Source organism: Larkinella ripae, assembly GCF_054780775.1.
The window spans coordinates 217,650-239,793 of the sequence record NZ_BAAGVR010000033.1 but is presented as its reverse complement, the minus strand read 5'-3'; the positions used below and the strand labels follow the sequence as shown (position 1 = coordinate 239,793).

Sequence of the window (22,144 nt, the reverse complement as noted above, 5' to 3'; positions counted from 1 at the left end):
TCAACCTGTTACGATCGTTTAATTGAACGACTGCCGGAATTCAAGCGGGGAAACGTTCATTTTGTTTTTAAACAGTTTGCTGAACGATTGCGGGTGTTCAAAACCGAGCTGGTAGGCAATTTCGCTGACGGATAAGGAGGTGGTAGTCAGGATTTCCTGCGCCTTTTCGATCAATTTGTTGTGAATGTGCTGCTGCGTGCTCTGGCCCGTTAACGACCGCAGCATGTCGCTTAAATAATTGGGCGAAATCGCCAGTTTTTCCGAGATATAGTGAACAGTCGGCAGGCCCAGTTCCTGCACGTTATCGCCGTCAAAATAGTCCGCCAGCAGGGTTTCCAGTTTAACCAGCAGGTCATTGCTGGCGTTTTTTCGGGTGATGAACTGCCGGTTATAAAACCGGTTGCAGTAGTTGAGCAGCAGGTCGATGTGCGCAACGATCACATCCTGACTAAACCCGTCGATGACCGAATGATACTCCTGCGCGATGTTCTTCATCATGCCGGCAATCATCGTTTCCTCTTTTTCGGAAACGTGCAGCGCTTCGTGGACCGCGTACGAAAAATAACCGTAGTTTTTGATGGCGCGGGCCAGGGCGTAATTGCGGATAAAATCCGGATGAAAAACCAGCCACCAGCCGTTCACAGCGGCATCGTCCGCCGTGATGGTCGAAATGACCTGACCGGGCGAGAAAAACGTCATGACGCCTTCGTCGAAATCGTAATAGCTCTGCCCGTATTTAATTTTGCCCTTGAAATCTTTCTTGATGCAGATCGAGTAAAAGTTGTACACAAAACTTTTCAGGACCTCATCGGGAAAGCAGTGGGTTTCGCTCAGATTGATCACGCTCACCAGCGGATGTTCCGGTTTAGGGAGGGCCAGCAGGCGGTGCAACTCGGAAACGGAATTGATGAGGTAGGGAGCCGGGGGCGGTTTTTTCATCACGAATCTGCGTTTATAAAAACCGCTAAAACCGCCCGAAGGAACGGTTTTAGCGGCTCGGTTTTCTGTTTTACGGGTTCACCAGCGCCATTCCGGTGGCATCGTAGCGGTCGCCCACCGAAAGACCCACCGGCACGATGGCTTCCAGTTTCGCCAGTTCGGCCGGACTCAGGCTAATGGTGGTTGCCGCGCTGTTTTCCTCCACGTACTGAACGCGCTTGGTACCCGGAATGGGCACAAATCCCTTGGAAATCACCCAGGCAATCGCCAGTTGCGGGGCCGTAACGCCTTTCTCCCCGGCCAGTTTTTTGATCTCGTTGACCAGCTCGATGTTTTTATAGAACTGCTCACCCTGAAACCGCGGAATGCTGCGCCGGAAATCGTCCGCCGGAAAATCATCCGGGCTTTGGATTGCGCCCGTCAGAAAACCGCGACCCACCGGCGAATAAGCCACAAACCCGATTCCGAGTTCGTGCAGGACGTCGGCAATGCCGTTTTCTTCCACGCTGCGTTCAAAAAATGAATACTCGGTTTGCACCGCCGTTATCGGGTGAACACCGTGCGCCCTGCGGATGGTTTCCGCCGACACCTCCGACAACCCAATATACCGCACTTTCCCCTCCCGAACCAGCTCGGCCATGGCGCCCACGGTTTCTTCGATGGGCGTGTTGGGGTCCTGACGGTGCAGGTAATACAGGTCGATGTAGTCCGTACCCAGGTTTTTGAGCGAACGCTCAATGGATTTTCGGACGTAATCCGGCTGGCCGTTGATCCGCCAGGTCAGTTGCTCGTTGTCATCGATTTCAAAGCCGAATTTGGTGGCAAGAATGTACTGATCGCGGTTGCCTCTGATGGCTTTGGCAACCAGCCGTTCGTTCAGCATCGGGCCGTAGAGATCGGCGGTATCCAGAAAGTTGCCGCCCAGTTCGAGCGAGCGGTGAATGGTAGCGATGGATTCGGCTTCGTCGGCTTTTCCGTAAATATCCGCCCCGGCAATGGTGGTCATGCCCATGCAGCCCAGCCCGATTCTGGGAACTACCAGTCCCTGGCTGCCTAGCTTCGTTGTTTCAATACGACTCATGATGTGTCTGTTTTGTTTTAAAAGGAACGACACAAAGGTCCGCCATCACGGCAGCAAAAAAGTAGCCTAATCTCTTGTTCTTGTAGCCAAAACGGGGCCGGGAGCCCGCGACGGGCGTGAACTAAAACCGGCCCATCCACCCGTCGGTTTCTTTCATCCCTTATTTTACCGGCGTGAACGTCATTTTGGGCAGTTTCATGGTGTTATCGATCAGCCTGATTTCCAGCTTCAGAATCTCCTCCTCGGCTTTGGCGTCGATTTTTTCGGGATCGTCCCCCGGTTTGTGGTAATCCGGGTGGCCGCCGGTGTGAAAAAACAAGACGGGAATCTGCCGGGCGTAGAAAGCCGCGTTATCGGAGCCGCCATTTCCGGCCCGGTCGGTAAAAAACTTGACACCCGCCGTTACGTCCCTGAAAACCGCCGGCCAGGCGTCGGCGGTGCCGTAGCCGCCAATCCCCACGCCCCGGTTCGGATCATACCGGCCGATCATATCCATGCAAATCATGAAATTCAGGCGGTCCAGCGGTAGCGTCGGGTGGTTCAGGAAGTGGCGCGAACCCAGCAAACCCAGTTCCTCGGCGCCGAACGCCATAAACAGGAAGTTGTACGGTTCTTTCACGTCATTTTTGGCGTAATACTGCGCCAGTTCGAGTAAACCGGCCACGCCCGAGGCATTGTCGTCGGCACCGTTGTGAATCTGCCCCTGCGGTTTTTCCGCCAGCGAACTGCCCTGATTGCCCGTTCCCAGGTGGTCGTAATGCGCACCAATGATGATGGTGTTGGTGGCGCCGTTGTCCAGAAAACCGATGACGTTGGCGGCTTTGCGCAGGCTGTCGGGCACTACCACGCGCCGGACCCGGGCCTGAAACCGCTGGTAAAAACCGTCTTCGCCCAGCGGTTTCAGGCCGTACCTCCGGAAATGCCGGGCGACGTAGGCCGCGGCTTTGGCGTTCTCGCGACTGCCCGTCCCCCGGCCTTTCATGTTGTCCGAAGCCAGTTTTACGATGTGTTTCTGAATCCGGTCCGCTGAGGGTTCCTGCGCCAGCAGCGGGGTCGTCAGAAAAAGCAGGAAGGCAAATAGGCGGTTGTTCATGCCCGCAAAAGTAGCGGTTTTTGCGGTTTCTGTGTTTCGTTCCGGGGCCTTTGGAGCGCGATTCCCCGCGTCTGTACGGTAAATAGGAAACTATTTTGCAATTTTGCCCGACACGCCACCCACCGGCTTTTTCATTGGCAAACCTGTTCACCTCCGACCCATGCGTATTCTGACGCCCCTCCTGCTTGCGCTCCTGCTCCCCGGTTTTGCCCGCGCCCAAACGCCCCCGAAACCCAGACTGGTGGTGACGCCCCTCAACGATCGGGTGTTCGTCCACACGACGTACGGGCTCTACCAAAACGAGAGCGTACCCTCCAACGGACTCATTATCAAAACAAAAGATGGCATTGTTCTGGTCGATACGGGCTGGGATACCGGTGGCAATACCGACAACACCCGGCAGTTGCTCCAGTGGGTGAAGGATAGTCTGCGCCAACCCGTCCGGCTTTGCATTGTCACCCACGCCCACGGAGACCGGGTGGGCGGAGTCGGCGAACTCCGAAAAGCCGGGGTCCGGGTCGTCGGCACCCCGCTGACGGCCCAAAAATCAATACAAGAGGGGTACGAAGCGCCCGAAGCCCTCCTGCCGAACGACACGACCTTTACGATTGGTCAGGAACCGATCCGGTGTTATTTTCCGGGCGCAGGCCACACGAGCGACAACCTTGTGGTCTGGCTCCCCAATCAGCAGATTTTGCACGGTGGTTGTTTGGTCAAGAGCGTGGCGACGTTCGGCATGGGCTTCGTCGGCGACGCCAACCTGAAAGAATGGCCGAATTCGATCCGGCGCGTGATGAACCAGTTTGGGTCGGCAAAAATTGTGGTGCCCGGCCACGAGGAATGGACCGACACCAAAGCGCTGGAACACACCCTGCGGTTGCTCGAAAAACACGCGGCTCCCAAACGGTGATTAAACCGCCCGCCGGTTTTGAATCCTAGTCCGGCGGGGCGGTTTCCCCTTTGCCGTTCTGTTTGGCGAAGTCGATCAGCTTTTGTCCGTGTTCCGTCATAAAACCGCCCCGGGTCAGCCGCTCGACCCGCTCCCGGTTGCTTTTGCTCCAGTGGCTGGTCGGTTTGCGGGGCGAAAACCGCTGGTAGGTGCTTTCGCCGTCCCGTTTGTTGGTCAGCGAATCGATTCAGCCAAAATACAACGCTTCTTCCACCGCTTCATGGTAAGAAACACCCGGCGTCCGGCTTTTTTGGTGGTAGATGATCAGGCAGATTTGTTTTTTCGACTGCCCATTCTCCGCTAGCCACTGCCGCCATTCGGTGCGGTTTTGGGCGTAAAAAACGTCGACTCCTTTGTTGGTTTCCACGGTGCCGCTCGGCTTGGTGATTAGTGGGCCGAGATCGAAGTCAGCATATCCAGGTAATGCTGGTTGTACATGATGCCCAGCACATTGCCAAACGGATCGACCACGGCGGCCGTGACAAACCCTTCGCCGTGTTCGGTAACGGGCTGGTACGCCGTTGCGCCCAGGGCCAAAAGCCGGTTCAGCGCCGGCTGAATGTCATCGACGTGCCAGTAGAGAATGGCGCCACCGGGGCCGTCGGCGGCAGGCTGCGGGCGGTATTTCTGGTCGATGATGCCCACTTCGTGCAAATAATCGCCCACCCGAAATTCGATATACGCCGGATTTTCGGTCGTCGGGCGCTGGAAATACGGTTCGATTCCGAACACGTCCGTGTACCACTGACGCGCTTTCTTGACATCTTCGGCCCAGTAACTGACGTTGGCCATTCCGCGAAATTTTCCCGTTGATTCCATTTGGGTTGTGTTTTACGTGATTGATGCAACAAAGGTAAACCGGCCCGGTGACAGCCCTATGTCAGGGGTCTGTCCGGTTTTTGCGAATGGTCAAAAAATTCTTGCAACGTCATGGGGTGGGGCTCAAACTTCTCGCCGAGCACGTCCAGCTTCCGGATGCGGTCCAGCCGGAAAAGCCGGAAACCCTGCCGCAGCCGACACCAGGCCAGCAGCAGCCAGTTTTCCTGCGTGTTCAACAGCGCAAACGGCTCAACGAACCGCTCCGAGGGGGCGGAAGCATCCGGTTTTTGGTAGGCAATGCGGGTGAGGTTAAAATTGGTCAGGGCCAACTGCAGGTCGGCCAAGTGGTGGCTGGTGCGGTCGTGGGTGTTGTTCTGGCTCACGACCATGCGGCTGGCCAGCAGTTCGGTGTTCGCCCGGGTGCTGTGCCGCAAAACCGCCTTTACTTTTTCGATAGCCGCCGTGTATTCACTGACAAACGAGGCATCCCGGTTTTTGACCACAAACTTTTCCGCCGTAATCAGGGCGTTGGCTTCGCTTTCCGTGAACATGACGGGCGGCAGCCGGTAGCCTTCCATCAGGCTGTAGCCCCTGCCCTCTTCGGTCACGATGGGAACACCGGATTGTTCGAGCGCCCGGATGTCGCGGTAGATGGTCCGTACGCTGACGCCAAATTTAGCCGCCAGCGCCGTAGCCGTGATCAGCCGTTTGGTCTGCAACTGCGTCAGGATGGCCGTCAACCGGGAAAGCCGGGTGGTTTCGTGGTCGTGCATGCAGGCTATTCATTAATCTAAATAGTCCTTCGATTTAATGATTATTTTGTTTAAAATTAAAAACTAGCTGCCACTAAGCTAAAATTTAAGCACATAGGTTAATTTAAAACTCAAGATTAAAGCTTTACCATTTTTTAGGCTTTAAAATAAACTGATTTATCCAGTTGTCTATACAAGAAAGAAATGAGGCTCAATATATCCAAACAATCTTGTTTATCGATAGGCCACAATAATGCCGGCTCGTGTGAAGTGGGATTTCTAATCGCACTCATAAGTCCACCAGAAATGAATTTTATGCCATCTTGGTAATCTTTATCAGTTTGTGTTAGACATGCAGTTATCTTCAAGACACCACTATCGCATCCCCAAACGTTTAGCATTAAGGCTTGTCCATCCTTTTCACTTTTAGATTTCTCTTTAACGTCTTTATTATAAGCCTTTATTGATTCAAAAACAGAATGAAAATAATTTCTTTGGATAAATAACTTTTGTGAATGCTTTACTACTTCTGAGTGAAAGTTACGCCTGACAAATTCATCTAGGCTATCTTTATAAACAAGATTATAAGGGCAATTATTTTTCTCTAAAAAATCGATTGTTGAAATTTTATATTCCTCTGGTGTTAATTCAAGAGAAAACCTAATAAGTCTTTTTACTCGCTCTGAAGCATCAAGAGATGCTATAGAAAGCGACATAATCCAGTCATATAGGGTTTTTGCTCTAATTGAAGTAATTGAACTGTTTGGGAAATTCTCTTTATCTATATTTAATATTGATTGACCTATTCGGTCTATTTCATTAACAGAAGTTGAATATTTTAAAATATCTCCTACCTGAATCGCGATATACTTATAATTTACATCCAGCATATAAATTAGATTAAAAAGTGTAGTTGCTTAAGCCAAAATCAAAAAGCCACCGTAACTAAAAATTACGGTGGCTTTTCAACTACTACCTTACTTTCCAAACTCTACCCAACTTACACCCCCGATATTCTCCGCTTTCGGATCATCTTTCACAAACACGAAGTATAAATCCGGCTTGCCGCCGGGGTTCTGGATCGGGGCACTGAGCTCGGCGGTTTTGTTCCAGGCACCGGTGGCCGTGTAGTTCACCGTGCTGATCACCGGGCCTTTCGCCGATCCGGTATGCACCTCGATCGTGCCGTCGTGGTCTTTCGAAGCCACCTGATACGTCAGCTTCTGGATGCCTTTCAGGTCTACACCCTTCAGCACGAAATACGCCTTGTTGCGGCTCGCACCCAGCCGCCCGCGCTGGCGGTTCATGTTGTACAGCTCGTCGGCTTCTCCGGCCATCACTTTTGCCGGACGCAGCATCAGGCTCTGGCTGGTCGTCAGGGGCGTAATGGCCCCGCCCTTGTCGGTGTACGAAGCCGACAGAATGTAGCGCCCCGTCTGCTCCTTGCCGACGTGTTCCTTCAACACCGTTGCGCCCTGCTGCGGCAGCGTCATGTCCGGCTGCGTGATGGACAACGCCAGCACGTATTTCACAATCTCGGTGGCATCCTCCTTCGACAATTGCGGGTGGGCGTTCATGGCGTGTTCACCCCAGACCCCGCCCCCGCCGGTGATCACCTTGTTGGCCAGCCGCGTCAGGGCGGTTTTGTCACCCCGGTATTTTTTGGACACTTCCATAAACGCCGGTCCGACCGATTTGCCGTTGATCTGGTGGCAGGCTTTGCAGTCGCTGCCCTGCATCAGGTTTTTGCCCAGGTTAAAGGTGCTCGTAATCTGCTGGTGCCCCACCAGCGGCTCGTTCCCGGCCACTTTCGGGATGTAGTTCAGCGCCACTTTCACCTTTTTCCTGTCAATCATTTTGTCCTCGTTGTCCTTCACATCAACCGCGTATTTAAACGGCGTCTGGTCGGCGAAAAAGAAGGTGCTGTTGTCGGTGGTGGCAATAGCCACCTGCGGCAGCGTGTTCCCCACCTTGATTTCCAGCGTGTCCACCGAACTGGCGCCCGCCGGGTCGGTCACTTTCAGCGTGGCCTTGTAAATTCCGTTTTTCTGGAAGGTGTAGGTCGGATTCGCTTCGGTCGAGCCAACCTGATTGCCTTCAAACCGCCATTCATACGCCAGCTTGTCGTCCTCGTCGAAATCGTAACTCCGGCGGCTGCTGAAGGCCACTTTCAACGGAGCCAGACCAATCGTATCGCGGGCCGCAACCTGGGCAACCGGGCTGCGGTTGCCGGGATTGTACTCGATTTTGACCAGCCGGGCATCCTCATTGTCAATACCGTAGACCGAACCGTATTCAAGCATGTAAATTTCGCCTTTCGGCCCAATTTCCAGATCGACCGGCCGCCGGAAATCGCCCCGCTGCGGCATGAACGCTTCCAGGCGTTTGTAGTTCTGGCTGTCGTCCAGCCGCACGGCGTAGACCCAGTTTCGCATCCAGTCGTACATGAACAGCGCCTTGTCGTAGTACTGCGGCAGTTTCACGTCCGATTGCAGACTCGCGTCGAAGTGGTACACCGGCCCGCCCATCGCGCACCGACCGCCCGTTCCGAGTTCCGGAAATTCGGTCGATTTGTTGTACGGATACCAGACCATCGCCTTCGTCACCGGCGGCAGGTTTTTCAAACCGGTGTTGTTCGGTGAATTGTTCACCGGCGCGTTCGGATCAAACTCGATCCCCACGGTTTTGGTCGCAAAATCGTAAGCTTTATACGGTTTGCTGTCGCCGACGAAAAACGGCCAGCCGAAATTTCCGGCTTTTTTGGCCTGGTTGAACTCGTCGTAGCCGCGCGGTCCCTGCGGGCCGTCGGTGCCCGAATCCGGACCGATTTCCCCCCAGTAAACAACCGACGTTTCCGGGTCGACCGAAATCCGGTACGGGTTCCGGCAGCCCATTACGTAAATCTCCGGCCGGGTTTGGGCCGTGCCTTTCGGAAATAAATTCCCGTCCGGAATGGTGTAGGAACCGTCCGCTTCGGGATGAATCCTGAGGATTTTACCGCGCAGATCGTTCGTATTTCCCGCCGAACGGGCCGCATCAAATGTCAGTCGGCCGGCCTGCCAGTCGGTGGGCGAAAAACCGCTCGACTCAAACGGCACGGTATTGTCGCCCGTCGAAATAAACAGGTTGCCGTGTTTGTCCCAGGCCATCGACCCGCCGGTGTGCGCGCTCACCTCCAGATCAATCGGAAACTCGATGATGGATTTTTCGGATTTGAGATCCAGCGTGCCGTCGTCGTTCATCACAAACCGCCCGATGCGCTGCTTCGTCTGCTCGCCAGCCTGAATCGTGTAGAAGAAATACAGGAAGTGGTTTTTGGCAAAATTCGGGTCGATGGTCATGCCCAGCAGTCCGTTCAGATACTTCTCCACGGCTTTGACCGGAAAATCGTAGACCAGCTTCGTGCTTTTGGTTTTCGGGTCATACAGGTAAAACTTGCCGGTCCGCTCCACCATAAACACCCGCCCATCGGGCGCCACGGCCAGTTCCATCGGCTCGTTGAGGTCGTTGGACAGGACGGTTTTCACAAACCGGGTTTCGTCCGGCGTTTTCACGGCGTACGCTTTCGCGTAATCGAGGTCTTTGTTAGCGCCGATGACGTATTTCAACCCCCCGAGCAGGTGCTGCGCAAACAGCGGCTCGCTGAAACTTTCGTTCGTGTGGCCCCCGCCCGTGTAGAACGCGCGCCCACCGTCGAACTCGTGATACCAGACAAACGGGTGGTTGTCGCCGTTGCGGCCCCCTTCGTACGTCGTTTCGTCCAGCTTCGCCAGTACTTTCACATCGGGGTTGATGCTTTTGTAGCTGTAGAGTTCGTCGAAACGCTCCCAGCGGTCGGGCAGAAAGCTCGTCGAGGGGTGATTTTTGTCGACCACGTCGATGGCGGCCTTCTGTTGTTTGGGATGGTGCAGGAAGTACGCGCCGGCCAGTTTGTTGTACCAGGGCCAGTCGTATTCGGTGTCGGCGGCTGCGTGGATGCCCATGTAACCGCCCCCGGCCTGAATGTAGCGTTCAAAGGCCACCTGCTGATCGGCGTTCAGCACGTTGCCGGTGGTGCTCAGAAACACCACGGCGCTGTAATTTTTCAGGCTGTCTTGCACAAAATACGCCCCGCTCTTGGTCGTATCCACCCGAAAACCGTTTTCCTTACCCAGCTTCTGCAAAGCCGCAATACCGGTCGGAATCGATTCGTGGTAAAAGCCTTTGGTCCGTGAGAACACCAGAATGCGGGGCACTTTCGGCGCCGGGGCCGCAGCCACGGTTTCCGGTGCCGCTGGGTTTGGCGACTGGCTGGCTGCCGCCTGGGGCGATTTGCAGCCGTAAAAGCTCCAGGCCGTCGCAGCCGTCACCAGCAGGGCGGTGGCAATCGACCCGGTTTTCATCGAGGTTAGCATACAGTGAGGGGTAAAAATTCAGGTAAAGTAAACGGTTAAAACCGTTCGTAAAAAACCGATAAGCGGATCTATTCAGCCCACGGCTTAATCGCCAGGGCGACCGAGCCGTGGGCTGGTAAAAATTTCGTTGATACCCAGAAACCGGAAGCGGTTTTTCTCCGCTTACAGTTTAATCGCCCATTCGCTTTTCAGGGAACGCTCCAGCATCGCGTTGGCGTCTTTGTCTTTTTTGAACTGCTCTTTTTTCGGATTCCATTCCAGCGGACGTTTCAAGGCGTAGGCGATGTTGCCGATGGTGCAGACCGAGGCCGTGCGGTGGCCGATTTCCACATCGCAGATCGGTTTGCTGCGTTTCCGCATCGCGTCCAGAAAGTCCTTGTAGTGGTTCTCGCTGTGGTAAACGTGCTTTTCATCCGGGCCAATCACTTTGGTTGCGAGCGCCACGGGAGTGGTTTCCAGTTTTTTCCGCTGGATGTTCAGGGTACCTTCCGAACCGACAAACTGGATGGCGTTGCTCCACTCCCAGGGTTCGTGGGTCATCGTAATGCCGTTGTCGTAGCGGTAAGTCAGGAATTTGTGGTCCCGGCCGTCCGGCGGAATCACCTCCACCGGGCCGGTATCGTCCTTATCCAGCGCCCACTGCACAATATCGAACATGTGCGCGCCCCAGTCGGTCACCATGCCGCCCCCGAACTCCCTGTAATTCCGCCAGTTGGGAAACACGTCTTTCGAGATCGGCGGAGCCAGCTCGGAATTAAAGGGAACCGGCTCGTTGGGACCCAGCCACATCGCCCAGTCCAGTCCTTCCGGAATGGGTTCGGCGGGCAGATCGTACTTTTTCGGCGGAGGGCCCACGTTTACCTTGATGTGCTTGATCTCCCCCAGATAGCCGTTGCGGATCAGTTCGGCGGTTTGCCGGAATTCGGGCCACGAGCGCTGCATGCTGCCGGTCTGGAACACCCGGTTATTTTTGCGGGTGGCGTTCACCATCGCCCGGCCCTCCCGGATGGTCAGCGCCAGCGGTTTTTCGCAGTACACATCTTTCCCGGCTTCGGCGGCTTTCACGGCCATCACCGCGTGCCAATGGTCGGGCGCGGCAATCACCACGGCATCAATTTCCTTCCGCTCGAGCAGTTGCCGGAAGTCCGGATACGCCTGAATGTCCGTCACGTTGCCTTTGGCTTTTTTACCGTCTTCGCTGGCATAATAGGTTTTGGCGTTCTCAATGAATAGATCCCTTTTGGCTTTATACACCTCACTGGCCCCCAGAATGCGGGTTTCGCCGGTAGCCAGAAAATTACGCGCCAGACCCCGGCTTTGTTTGCCGGTTCCGATGAAACCGAGGTTGATGATGTCGCTCGGGGCCCGGTAGCCCGAACCGTCGGACCGCCGACCGCCCAGCACATACCGGGGAACAATCGTAAAGGCGGTCAGCGCTGCGGAGGCCTGTCCGATGAATTTACGCCGGGACAAGGCGCTGAAAGGTTCTTTTTCCATGAGGGTTTGGAGAAACTTGATTTTCCAGGTAAAGCGCAAAACCGCCCCGATTTACTTTATCCCTTCCCCGGACCCGGTTTTCAAACCTCCACTTCTGGCTAAACATCCTGGCGCGGTACGGTTTCGGGAAAGAAAGAGGGCATTTTTTATAGCCCTGCCTTTCATCAGGGGGCAGGAAGCCGATCAATTCGCCAGAAAATACACAATTCGGCAGGCAGTCCCAGCGCTTTTGGGGTTTTTAGTGGCCGCCATGCGCAGGTGCAGGCGGTGTTTTTTAGCTGACAAATCACTGGCGAACAGCTTGTACCACGGCAGATGCAGCTGCTGACTCCACTGCGTTTGCAGGTCCATTTTCTGGTACGGGCCGTTGTCGATGCGGTATTCGATCTCGCCCGCGTCCGGCCCCGACACGATGGCCAGGCCGACGGCGGTGCCGGTAAAATTCAGCGTCAGCGTGGCTCCCGGAGTGGTGGTTTCCAGCATGGGCCGGTCGACAAAACCGGCCCGGGTACCGACCTTGTCCGCCGGTTTCCAGTTTTCGACCAGCGTCCAGCCGCTGCCGAGCTTTGCTTCCTGAATGGCGACATAGCGGCCGCGTTCAAAACTGCCGCGCACCAGCGGAGCCGTCCCGGCGGCCGGTTTTCCGGTTGTGGCTTCCCGGAAACTTTCATTCAGCAAATATTTGATCGTCTGGAAATACAGCTCCTGCCCAAACGGCGAAGGGTGCAGGTCCTTGAAATCGAACTCCCAGGAAAACTCGCGGGCGGCCATCCGGTCGTACACTTCGCGGGCCAGATCAATGGAGGGCAGTCCGTAATGGGCGGCCACCCGCTCGTGGTTGGCCAGCTCGACCGGTTTTTTATTTTGCCGGAAATCGCCAAACTTGTCCGGATCGGCAAAGCCCATCAGCACCACGTCCACCGCCGGATTGCTCGCGCGGACGTGCCGCACGATGCCTTCCAACGCCCGGAGCTGCGTCAGGCTGTCGGTTTCGTTGGTGCGGTCGTTGACGGCGGCTTCCAGAAACAGCAGGTCAATTTTACCCTTGCTCAACACATCCTGCTCCACCCGAAAGGCGTGCGGCAAACTCCCCAGCGACGGAATGCCAGCCTGAATAAACGTAAACCCGGTTTGCGGAAACCGCTCCCGCAAATACTGGCTCACCTTGTCGCGCCAGCCGGTGTTGTGCGTAATGGAACCGCCCAGAAACGCCACCGTGGCCTTTTTCTGCTCCGTCATGGCCCGGTACGCATTCGGCAAACCGTTCCGGATTTGCACATACGGTTTTTGGCTCAGCGGTTTTTGCACCGGGTACGAATTTCGCTGGATGAAATCGGCCCACCAGTCCGGGTGTTCGATCGGGAAATGGTGCCCTTCCAGCGTCTGCGCCCCCCGCGACATGGCGTACACCGTCGTTGGGCCGCCCAGTTTCTGATACTGCTCGACGAGCGGAAAGGTGTTTTCGGCGTTCGGCACCAGCTTGTCGTTCAGGCTGATAACGTGCAGAATCGGCACTTTGTAAGCCGCCAGCCCGGCCAGGTTATCCATGGGCTGATCGGTGAAATCCAGCGCCTGCTGCTCCGAAAAACCGTAGACCGCCAGCAGTTGCTGCCACGACTTGGCGTCGCCCTTGCTCTGGCCTTTGCCGCCCGGCCAGCTTCTGAAATCACAAACCGGCGCTTCGGCGTAGATGCAACTGACTTTCTCGGGATTGCGTTTGGCCCAGCCGTAAACGTACAACCCGCCCCGGCTGACGCCCTCCAGCGCCACCTTCGGCGCAAAGTTTTTTACGGAAACCAGGTACTCATAAAAATCGTCCCAGGCCAGCATGGCTTTCGGCGCGCCGTACTGGTCGTTGGTATTGAGGTAAGCAATGTAAAAACCGCGTTCCAGCAGAATGCTGTCCATCTCGACGTGCCAGTCGGGGAAATGGGCCCGCCAGACCCACGGATTGCCCGGCAGGGGTTTTCGGGGTTTGATGTAGCGCGCCGGAACGCCGTGAAGCTTGAATTCTACTTTTTCAAAGCTGTGCCAGGGCGAAACTGTTTCGGTGGTCTGAGCCCGCAAAACCGCAGAAGATACGATCCAAAAAAAGCTGAAGGTGATGAGGAAAAGGCGCATGGGAAGGGAACATCGACTTAAATTCGGAAGATCTCCCGCGTCGTTTTCTACTCAGCCCGGCGGTTTTCAGGTCACGATTTAGCTTTTTTTGGCCGAAAACCGGTAAACCGTCGTCTGGCGATACACCTTGCCCGGTTCCAGGAGCGTGGATGGAAACGAGGGCTGGTTGGGCGAATCCGGCAGGTGCTGCGGGTACAACAGAAAACCGGCCTGACTGGCATACGACCGGTTTTGTTTCCCGTTCAGCTTGCCATTCAGCCAGTTTGCGGTGGCCAGTTCCAGGCCGGGTTCGGTGGTGGAAACTTCCAGAAACCGCCCACTGTTCGGCTCAAAAACCGTAGCCGCCAGCCGCAGCTTCCCGTCGTCCGGATGATTCAGGATAAAATTATGGTCGTAGGCACCGGGCAACTGGTCCAGCCGCGCCCCGATGGCGGTGGGTTTCCTGAAGTCCAGGGCAGTGTTGTTCACGGCGCGGAGTTCGCCGGTAGGCACCATTTTCGAGTTCATCACCACGTACCGATTGGCGTCAATGCGGACTTCGTGCTGCCGAATCGTCGCGCTTTGCCCCGCCGAAAGGTCGAAATAGTTGTGGTGCGTCAGGTTGACGGGCGTTTTTTTATCGGTCCGGGCTTCGTAATCAATGCGGAGTTCGTTGCGGGCGCTGAGCGTAAACGTCACGGTCGCGTCCAGTTGGCCGGGAAAGCCTTCCTCGCCGTCGGGACTTTGGTAGCTCAGTTGCAAGCCAGCCTCCGGTCCGGACTGGATTTCCCGGGCCTGCCAGACTTTTTTATCAAACCCGGTCGTGCCGCCGTGCAGGTGGTTGGTTCCGGCATTGGTCGCCAGCTTGTACTCCTTTCCGTCGATGGAAAACCGCCCGTGGCTGATAAAACTGCCGTAGCGTCCCAGCAAGGCGCCCAGGTACGGCTGACCGGAGCGGTAACCGGCTAAGTTCCCGAAACCCAGCACCACATCGCCGGGCTGCCGGTTTTTATCCGGGACCACAATCGAGGTAATGGTACCGCCGAAATTGGTGATTTTCACGACCATGCCTTTTTTGTTATCGAGCGTAAAAAGAAAAACCGGTGTGCCATCGGCGGTCTGCCCAAACGCTTCTTTCCGGATTTCCGCCCCTTGCGGAGCGGTTTTTCGCGCCTTCTCAGCCCGGTTTTTTCCCGAAAACCCAACAAGACCAGCCAGACTGACAAAGCCCGCCAGCAACCCAAAAAAGGCCAGGCGGCCCATTCCTTTCTTCATCCGTTTGATTTTAAGGGATACGGTTTTCGGGATACGGTTTACGGTTTTCAGTTTTCGGTATTCAGTTTACGGGAAACTGTTTTCGATATTCGATGGTCAATTGCCAGGCTGGGTTCGTTTGTTTTTAGATTCAACCGTGAATAATGACGATTGGATAACGAACACCGTAACCCGTATACCGAATACTGAAAACCGAATACCGAAAACCGAATACCGAATACCGAAAACCGGTTTCAACTGACGACAACCAATCAGGCCCCCAGTCAAAAACCGGGGGCTGAATGCTTACCATCTCTATTTTCGTTGTTTCTGAACGTATTTGGCAACCTCCCCGATGGGCGCAATCCAGACGCCGTTGGCCGGATCTTTGGCGTATTCGCACAGTTGTTTCAGCATTGCCAGCCGGGTCGTCTGCGAGCCGGACTCGGCGGTTTCGTGACCCGCCAGCACCAGCCACTGGCCGGATTTGCGGGCGGTTTCGATCAGCTCCTTGATTTCGCCAAACTCCTTGCCGTCCATTTCCATCCCGTAAATCTGCGCCATATCGCAGTAGGACGGATCGTTCGGGGCCTCGTTGCGCCAGCCCCGGCCACTGAGAAACAGGTCGGCCACGACCGGCACGTAGCTTTGGGTGGTCCGGCCGCGCCCGATGAACATCTGCCCGCAGGGGTACGCAAACACCTCCGGCTTGACGCCCAGCAACTCCTGCACCTGTTTGTTGGCTTCGAGGAGTTCGGCCCGCATTTTCTCGGGGGTGTAGTCTTCCAGCGCTTTTTCCCGCGACCAGACGAAGTTGCCGCTGCACGGGTGATTGACCGAATGGTTGCCCATTTCGTGGCCGCTGGCCACGGCTTTTTTCCAGCCCTCCAGCCGCTTTTTGACGGCCGCCGGCACCACAAAAAAGGTCGCCTTAACGCCGTACTGGTCGAGTAAAACCGTACCGGCGTCGACATTGCTCAGGCGCGCATCGTCAAAACTCAGGCTGACGGCCACTTTCTTGCCGTTCGGCCAGGTGATGGGGGCCGCCGACGGTTTGGCGGTTTCCGGAACGCTTTCCGTCGCGAATGAAAAGCTCAAAATTGCGCCCAACAGGGCGGCTGTCCTGGTAAAAGAGTTTAGTTTCATGGGAGTCATTAGGTCTTAAACCGGTACGGTTTGCAAAGCCTTACCGATTTCGCATTTCATTTTTTACCCTGCAAGTAATTCACCACGGAATCCGTCAGCTCTTTGGCCGCAACGGGTGTGTATGGCGACACGGTCACCTCATAGCCGCCGTGTTTAATCTCCTCCTCCGTCAGCAGGTACCCGAGCCAGCCGTTGCCGTAACCAAAATAGAAGGTATACGGAAATGGGGAGCGGTCGCGGATTTCGTTGGAAATTTCGCAGAACAATTCCAGCGGGGCGCTCCAGATGGCAATGTCGTCGTTGATCTGCAAAAACCGGACGGGCAGCTTCACCAGCTTGACGCCCGCTTTGGTGGTCCGGGTGTAGTCTTTCAGATCATTGGGCCAGCCCAGCTCCGGTTTTCGGGGTGTTTCGACGGTCAATCCGCCGGCTTTCAAACTCACGTCGGCCGTTGTTGCCGTGATGGTTTTGTTTGCTTCCAGCACTTTATCGCCCAGCAATACCCGAAACTGGGAAAGTTTCCCGGCCTGCGGACTCGGATAAACGCTGTAAATCGGAGCCAGATTGCCGGCCGCCCCGTTGATGAACAGCAGGGGCGCCCCGAGTTTCTGTTCGACGTATTCGGACACCACACCGGGCGCATCGCCACTGATGAGCAGGTTGGCCCCGCTCATTACCGTACCGTGAATGGCGTAATTGGAAATCAGCGCAATCGGGCTGCCGTCTTCTTTGTCGAGCCGCAACAGGCCAATCCGCCGATCCACCGGGCCGTCCGGATTCATGCCCAGGTAGGCCTTGCCGTCGATGTCTTTGGCCCGGCGGTTGATGTTGGCCTGCGACAGTCCCCATCCCACGCCCAACCGGGCCGGTACGAGTTTCTGCCGCGCTTCCTGAATGCCCTGAAGGAGTTTCTGTTCCACCGTTTCGGTATAGCCCGTATCGTACTGGTGCTGGTACCGATCGCCCAGAAAAATGGACGGCAAACCGGGCGGCCCTACTTCGGGAGCCGAGTGCGTGTGGGTAAAATTCCACCAGAAATTCAGTGGATCGATCCCCAGTTGCTTTTTCAAGCGGGCCGCCATCTTGTCGTATTCGGAGGGCGAAACCAGGCAGATATCCGTCGACACCAGCACGAACTGCGTTTTACCGTCGTCCATCACCACAATGCGGTGGTAGATTTTATCGTACACGCCGGTCGATTTCCGGGCCCCGTACCCGAGCAGCATCTGGTGGTTTTCCGGCGTAATATCGACCTTCACCACGGCCGCCCGAAACCCCGCAGCGGTCGATGGGCTTCGTTGGGCCAGGATGAGAAAGAGCAGTAACCCGACCCGAAAAAACCGGGTTGAAACGCGAAAAACCGCTTTAAGAATTTTAGAATAAAACATGGTTAAGGGGTTAGGTTATTGCGCTTTTCGGATGTAAGCCAGCAGATCGGCCATCTGCTGCGGGTTGATCTGTTTTTCCAGCCCGGCCGTCATGGCCGACATATTCATGGCTTTCAGCGACTCAATGTCCTGCCGGGCAATGGTGGTTTCCAGTCCGCCCTGGTTGCGCAGGGTCAGGGCCGTGGGCGTTTCGGTCGCAATCAGGCCCTGCATGGTTTCGCCGTTTTTGAGTTTGATCGTCCACAAATCGTAGCCGTCGGCAATGGACAGGTTCGGGTTCAGAATATCGCCCAGGATGGACGCGGGTCGCCGGTTGCGAATCGTGGCCAGATCCGGCCCGAACGCCACGCCCCCGGCGTTGCCAATCTGGTGGCACAGCGCGCAGTTCTGCTGAAAAACCAGCATCCCTTTTTTGGCGTCGGCAGGCAGCTCCAGCGACGTCTGGTATTGCTTGATGACTTCATCCCGCTGCTGGTCCCGCTTCGTCAGCAACACCCGGGCGCGCTCCCGCAGTGGCTTGTCGAAACTGACCATCAGGCCCACGCTGCGCGGCCAGCCAATGCTGTTCTGGTCGATGGTTCCCCGCTCGACGGCATCCAGCAGCAGCTTGATCCGGGCCGGTTTTACTTTTTCGGAACCCGCAAAAAAGGTGGCAATGGCGGGTTCGCGCATGTCCGGCGTCATCACCGGCCACTGTTGCAGGACATACTGACTGACGGTTTCGTCGGGAATGGAACTCAGCGCCTGCAAAGCCGCCACCTGCACCGAGAGCGGCTCGGTCGGGGCCATCAGCTTTTTCAGCAGCGGCTGTTGGCGGGCCGGTTCCCGAAGCGTCAGAAAACCAATGGCTTCGGACCGCCGTTCGGGGGTTTGTCCGGCATCGCCCGCCGTTTGTGCCGCCCGTTGCAGAGCTGCCGTGGAGGGGGCATTTTCCGGGAGGCCGGTCACCTGCAACACCTGCAAACAGGCCGAGCGCACCGACGCCGACGAATGATCGAAAAAAGCCCGCACCAGCAGGTCCTGCTCGGCCTGAAAATTTGAATCCAGCTTGGCATCGCGCCGTTTCATTCCCTGGGCGATGCCCTTGATCAGCGACGGCTGCCAGGTTTCCGATCCAGCCGAAACGGGCGTAACGGCTTTTTGTAACAGGGCGTGGATGGTCGCCGGCGACTGCCCCGCCCCCGTCATGGCGCTGAGCCGCTCGACCAGCGAACCGTACGCGGGTTCGTCGGATTTGAATCGGGCCAAAACCGCCTTGAGCAGATTACTGTTCTGCGACGACGGCGCCGACAAAGCCGCAATTTGCACCCAGGGGTCGCTGAGATCCGCAAAGAGCAATTTCTGACGAACGGTGGCCGCGTCGGGCGTTTCGACAAAACCCAGGGTGCACAGCAACTGAAACCGCACTTTCGGATCGCGATCGGCTTGCAGCGCCAGCAAGGCCGGGACCAGCGCCGGGGCGGTTTTCAGATGGAGTTCCGCGAGTTTGATGGCGTTGGTCCGCACGCCCGCAACGGGGTCTTTCAGGGCCGTGGCGATCAATTCCGGGCGGAGTTTCTCCAGGCCTTCCAGCGTCCAGAGCGCGTGAAGCCGACCGAGCGGAGCGTCCGGTTTTTGGGCCATTTTCTCCAGCGCGGCTACGTCCTGCGGGCTTGCCCGATCCAGCAACAGCCGCTGCGCCTGCCGACGCCACCAGCTGTTCTTTTCCGCCAGTTTTTCGATCAGTTGCACATTGGTAGCCTTGCCCAGCAGGTCCTTATTCCAGGTCGCGGGTTTCGTGCCTTTGGGGGTGATGCGGTAAATGCGTCCCTGATCGGTGCCGTTGTACAACGCGCCGGATTTTACCACATCCTCGGCCATCCACTCGGGATGCTCGACGATCTGGCGGTAGTAATCAACCACATACAGCGCTCCATCCGGGCCGATGTACATATTCACCGGTCGAAACCAGGCATCCGTCGACGCCAGAAATTCCTGGTGCGCCTGCACCCGACTCGCCGTAAACGTGGCGCCTTTGTCGGTTATTTTGTCGAAGTGAACCAGGTTGCTGACGGGTTCGGCCACGAAGGTGACGCTGTCGTATTTTGCCGGAAATGCCCCGCCGAGGTAGTGCGTAATGCCGCAGGCCGAAGTAATGACGCCCACATCCGTCAGGAGCTGGTACTGCGCATTTTTGGTAATCGGAAAGACTTCGGCCGCGTTTCCATGGTCTGAAATTGACTGCGTGACGTTGGATACCAGCAAATCCGGATTTCGCTGCAGGTAGGGCGTTGAAATCACTTCGTGGTAGGCGTGGTTGGCGTTGCTGACCAGCAGCCGGTTTCCCCACGCATCGAACGAATGGCCAAACTGCGTATTGCCCGAAACCGGCTCCAGTTCGAAGCGGTCGGGCCGGAACCGGACACTGCGCCCGCTGGCGTTGTCGGGCAAACGGACGCCATCCGGTTTTTTCGGATAGAGAATGTCACCGCCCCGGTCGCCGAACTCCTCCTTGTAGATCTGCGTCGTCACCGCTGATTCGTGGGCGAGGTAAATCCAGTTGTCCAGCCCCAGCAGCGGACTGTTGAGGTTGTGCTGCGGATTCGAGAGCGCAAAACCGGTCAGCACTTTTTCGCGCACATCGGCCTTGCCGTCGCCGTCGGTATCTTCCAGGTACAGCACATCGGGGGCGTCGGTCACCAGAACGCCTTTTTTCCAGCGCATGATGCCGGTGGGCAACGTCAGGTCGTCGGCAAAAACCGTGCTTTCGTCCATGCGCCCGTCGCCGTTGGTGTCGGTGAGGAGTTTGATTTTTCCGGTGCCGCTTTTGTCGAGCGGATAACCGTGCATTTCCACCACGTAAAACCGCCCGTTTTCGTCGATTTCCATCGCCACCGGGTCGGCCACCAGCGGTTCGCTGGCGACCAGTTCGATCTGAAAACCGGGTTCGAGTTCAAACGTTTTCAGGGCTTCTTCCGGCGAAATGCCCGAACTAACTGGTTTTTTCTCGCAGGCAAAAGCCCCAAGCGCCAAAACCGCGATAAAACCGTATAAACGCCACTGTTTTATTTTCCTGTCACGCACGTGCATCAATAGTTCGGGTTTTGGGTCAATTTTGCATTCTGGTTCATGGCCGACTGCGGAATCGGCAGCAGGTAATTTTTAGTCGCAAAGAACGTCCGCGCGCCGTCCGGTGCCGGAATGACCGTGTACGTCCACTTGCCGCCCACCTGTTCGATTTTCATGGCGTGCATCGGCCCGTTCAGGTTCTTTTCCGCCAGTTTCAGCCGCAGCAGATCATACCAGCGTTTTTCCTCGAAAGCCAGCTCGACCCGCCGTTCGCGCTGAATAGCCACCCGCATCTGCGCCTGCGTCATTCCGGTTTTCAGGGCGGGCAATTCCGAACGCGCCCGGACCTTGTTAACCGCATCGTAGACCGACGCATCCGGCCCGACGGCTTCGTTCTGGGCTTCGGCATAACTCAGGAGCACTTCCGCAAAACGAAAAATAATAAAACTGGCGCTGCTCAACAGGTGGTTGCCGTTGACGGTGTATTTCGGATCCAGTCCTTTCCGCAGGTAATAGCCCGTATTCGTTGCCTCGTTGGTATTACTCAAATCCGTCGCATTCCGACTACCGACGCCCTGTTTCATGACCATTTCGGCGCCCACCCAGGTCGACCCATCGTACACAATGGACTGGTAAAACCGCTTCTCCCGGTTCACATACGGTTTTTGCGGATCGTAGCCCGAAGCCGGGTCCGAAATTGGCAAACCGTTCGCCATCGCGTATTCATCCACCAGTTCCTGCGTGGGATCCACCCCGCCGTACGCCCGTTGCACCCCGCCCACAATCCAGGGGCCCTGCAAGCCTTCGCGGCCACTGCCCAGTGCCGTTCCGCCCAGGTACTGCTTGGCAAAAATCACCTCGACGTTGTTGTTATTGCCTTCGTAGAACATACTCTCGTAATCCGCAAACAGGCTGTGCGACCCCAGATCGATTACTTTTTTGTTGGTTGCGGCTGCCAGCGTCCAGCGGGCTTTGTCGCTGGCGGTGTTTTTCAGCGGACTGGCCCAGAACAACTCGCACCAGCCTTTCAGGGTCAGGGCCGACGCCCGGGAAGCCCGGCCCCCTTCAGCCTTGAGTGGCAGGTCGTCCGCAATGGCCGCGCATTCGTCCACAATGAATTTATACGTTTCCTCGTCGGTATTCCGCGCCCGGAAAATCTCGTCGCCCTGCGTGTTCTGGTTCAGGGTGCTGGTGATAACCGGTACGCCCCCGTGCGCCGTCCAGAGCAGTTGGTAGTAATAGGCGCGCAGAAACCGGGCTTCGGCCAGCTTGGATTTCTTCCAGGCATCGGGCAGGCCTGACGCCGTTACTTTCTCGATGAATAAATTGGCCCGCCGAATGTTGGCGTACTGCGCCCAGTAGTGGGGGGAATTGCTGGGGGTATACACCGAGTTGGCGTATAAAACCCGGCTGGTTTGGCCGTTGACGCCGTTCATGGCGTTGTCGGTAAAATTTTCCCAGGGATCGAAGGTGTTGAACGGGCCGGGCAATCCCGAGTACACGTTGTTCAGGAAAAGATCAGCGGTGCCCGCATCCGTCCAGACAAGGTCATCGGCAATCTGGTCGCGGGGCATGACTTCCAGAAAGTCATTACAGGAAAAAATTCCCAGGGCCGCCAGCAGCAAAACGATCTTGCTGCCGGGGAAACTAATGGTATGCAGGTTCATAAGGAGTGGGTCGGTAA

Annotated in this window: 17 protein-coding genes; 2 read left to right on the top strand and 15 right to left on the bottom strand. The window is 56.3% G+C overall.

The annotated features are described in order from the left end of the window. Positions 1 to 18 precede the first annotated feature (18 nt). The 3 genes from ACYVHX_RS29355 to ACYVHX_RS29345 form a co-directional block, all read right to left on the bottom strand. A complete protein-coding gene (locus tag ACYVHX_RS29355; RefSeq protein WP_460675290.1) occupies positions 19 to 939 on the bottom strand; it encodes a helix-turn-helix domain-containing protein in 921 nt (306 codons plus the stop codon). Between the two features lie 70 nt (positions 940 to 1,009). After that, positions 1,010 to 2,020: an aldo/keto reductase gene (locus ACYVHX_RS29350; RefSeq protein WP_460675289.1), complete on the bottom strand. Its 1,011-nt coding sequence runs from the start codon at positions 2,018 to 2,020 to the stop codon at positions 1,010 to 1,012. Positions 2,021 to 2,180: 160 nt separating this feature from the next. Continuing rightward, positions 2,181 to 3,113, bottom strand: a complete 933-nt coding sequence (locus ACYVHX_RS29345) for a M20/M25/M40 family metallo-hydrolase (protein ID WP_460675288.1) — start codon at positions 3,111 to 3,113, stop codon at positions 2,181 to 2,183. A 160-nt stretch (positions 3,114 to 3,273) separates the two neighbouring features. Here ACYVHX_RS29345 and bla point away from each other — a divergent pair, with 160 nt between their 5' ends. Together bla and ACYVHX_RS29335 are read left to right on the top strand one after the other, a co-directional pair. Then, the gene (bla, locus tag ACYVHX_RS29340) at positions 3,274 to 4,023 is read left to right on the top strand and encodes a subclass B1 metallo-beta-lactamase (RefSeq protein ID WP_460675287.1); all 750 of its coding nucleotides are present in this window, start codon (positions 3,274 to 3,276) and stop codon (positions 4,021 to 4,023) included. 62 nt (positions 4,024 to 4,085) lie between these two features. After that, entirely contained in the window at positions 4,086 to 4,211 is a 126-nt protein-coding gene (locus tag ACYVHX_RS29335) for a hypothetical protein (RefSeq protein ID WP_460675286.1), read from the top strand. Between the two features lie 38 nt (positions 4,212 to 4,249). Here ACYVHX_RS29335 and ACYVHX_RS29330 read toward each other — a convergent pair whose 3' ends face one another. The 12 genes from ACYVHX_RS29330 to ACYVHX_RS29275 form a co-directional block, all read right to left on the bottom strand. Further along, on the bottom strand, positions 4,250 to 4,429 hold the full coding sequence (locus ACYVHX_RS29330; RefSeq protein ID WP_460675285.1) for a hypothetical protein: 180 nt from the start codon (positions 4,427 to 4,429) through the stop codon (positions 4,250 to 4,252). Between the two features lie 20 nt (positions 4,430 to 4,449). Next, the gene (locus tag ACYVHX_RS29325) at positions 4,450 to 4,881 is read right to left on the bottom strand and encodes a VOC family protein (RefSeq protein WP_460675284.1); all 432 of its coding nucleotides are present in this window, start codon (positions 4,879 to 4,881) and stop codon (positions 4,450 to 4,452) included. 56 nt (positions 4,882 to 4,937) lie between these two features. Further along, positions 4,938 to 5,654 (bottom strand): helix-turn-helix transcriptional regulator, encoded by a 717-nt coding sequence (locus tag ACYVHX_RS29320; protein WP_460675283.1) that lies wholly within the window; start codon positions 5,652 to 5,654, stop codon positions 4,938 to 4,940. Positions 5,655 to 5,788: 134 nt separating this feature from the next. Continuing rightward, positions 5,789 to 6,523, bottom strand: a complete 735-nt coding sequence (locus tag ACYVHX_RS29315) for a TIGR02391 family protein (protein ID WP_460675282.1) — start codon at positions 6,521 to 6,523, stop codon at positions 5,789 to 5,791. 87 nt (positions 6,524 to 6,610) lie between these two features. Continuing rightward, a complete protein-coding gene (locus ACYVHX_RS29310; protein WP_460675281.1) occupies positions 6,611 to 10,027 on the bottom strand; it encodes a ThuA domain-containing protein in 3,417 nt (1,138 codons plus the stop codon). 162 nt (positions 10,028 to 10,189) lie between these two features. Further along, entirely contained in the window at positions 10,190 to 11,524 is a 1,335-nt protein-coding gene (locus ACYVHX_RS29305; RefSeq protein ID WP_460675280.1) for a Gfo/Idh/MocA family protein, read from the bottom strand. A gap of 183 nt (positions 11,525 to 11,707) precedes the next feature. Beyond that, positions 11,708 to 13,645, bottom strand: a complete 1,938-nt coding sequence (locus ACYVHX_RS29300; protein ID WP_460675279.1) for an SGNH/GDSL hydrolase family protein — start codon at positions 13,643 to 13,645, stop codon at positions 11,708 to 11,710. A 78-nt stretch (positions 13,646 to 13,723) separates the two neighbouring features. Next, positions 13,724 to 14,899: an aldose epimerase family protein gene (locus ACYVHX_RS29295; protein ID WP_460675278.1), complete on the bottom strand. Its 1,176-nt coding sequence runs from the start codon at positions 14,897 to 14,899 to the stop codon at positions 13,724 to 13,726. Positions 14,900 to 15,193: 294 nt separating this feature from the next. Further along, positions 15,194 to 16,024, bottom strand: a complete 831-nt coding sequence (locus tag ACYVHX_RS29290; RefSeq protein ID WP_460675277.1) for a polysaccharide deacetylase family protein — start codon at positions 16,022 to 16,024, stop codon at positions 15,194 to 15,196. A 56-nt stretch (positions 16,025 to 16,080) separates the two neighbouring features. Then, the gene (locus ACYVHX_RS29285; RefSeq protein ID WP_460675276.1) at positions 16,081 to 17,412 is read right to left on the bottom strand and encodes a neutral/alkaline non-lysosomal ceramidase N-terminal domain-containing protein; all 1,332 of its coding nucleotides are present in this window, start codon (positions 17,410 to 17,412) and stop codon (positions 16,081 to 16,083) included. A gap of 15 nt (positions 17,413 to 17,427) precedes the next feature. After that, positions 17,428 to 20,481, bottom strand: a complete 3,054-nt coding sequence (locus ACYVHX_RS29280; RefSeq protein WP_460675275.1) for a PVC-type heme-binding CxxCH protein — start codon at positions 20,479 to 20,481, stop codon at positions 17,428 to 17,430. Next, positions 20,481 to 22,127, bottom strand: coding sequence for a RagB/SusD family nutrient uptake outer membrane protein (locus tag ACYVHX_RS29275; protein WP_460675274.1), 1,647 nt, complete (start codon positions 22,125 to 22,127; stop codon positions 20,481 to 20,483). Before ACYVHX_RS29275 ends, ACYVHX_RS29280 begins: the two co-directional genes overlap by 1 nt. Between the last annotated feature and the right edge of the window lie 17 nt (positions 22,128 to 22,144).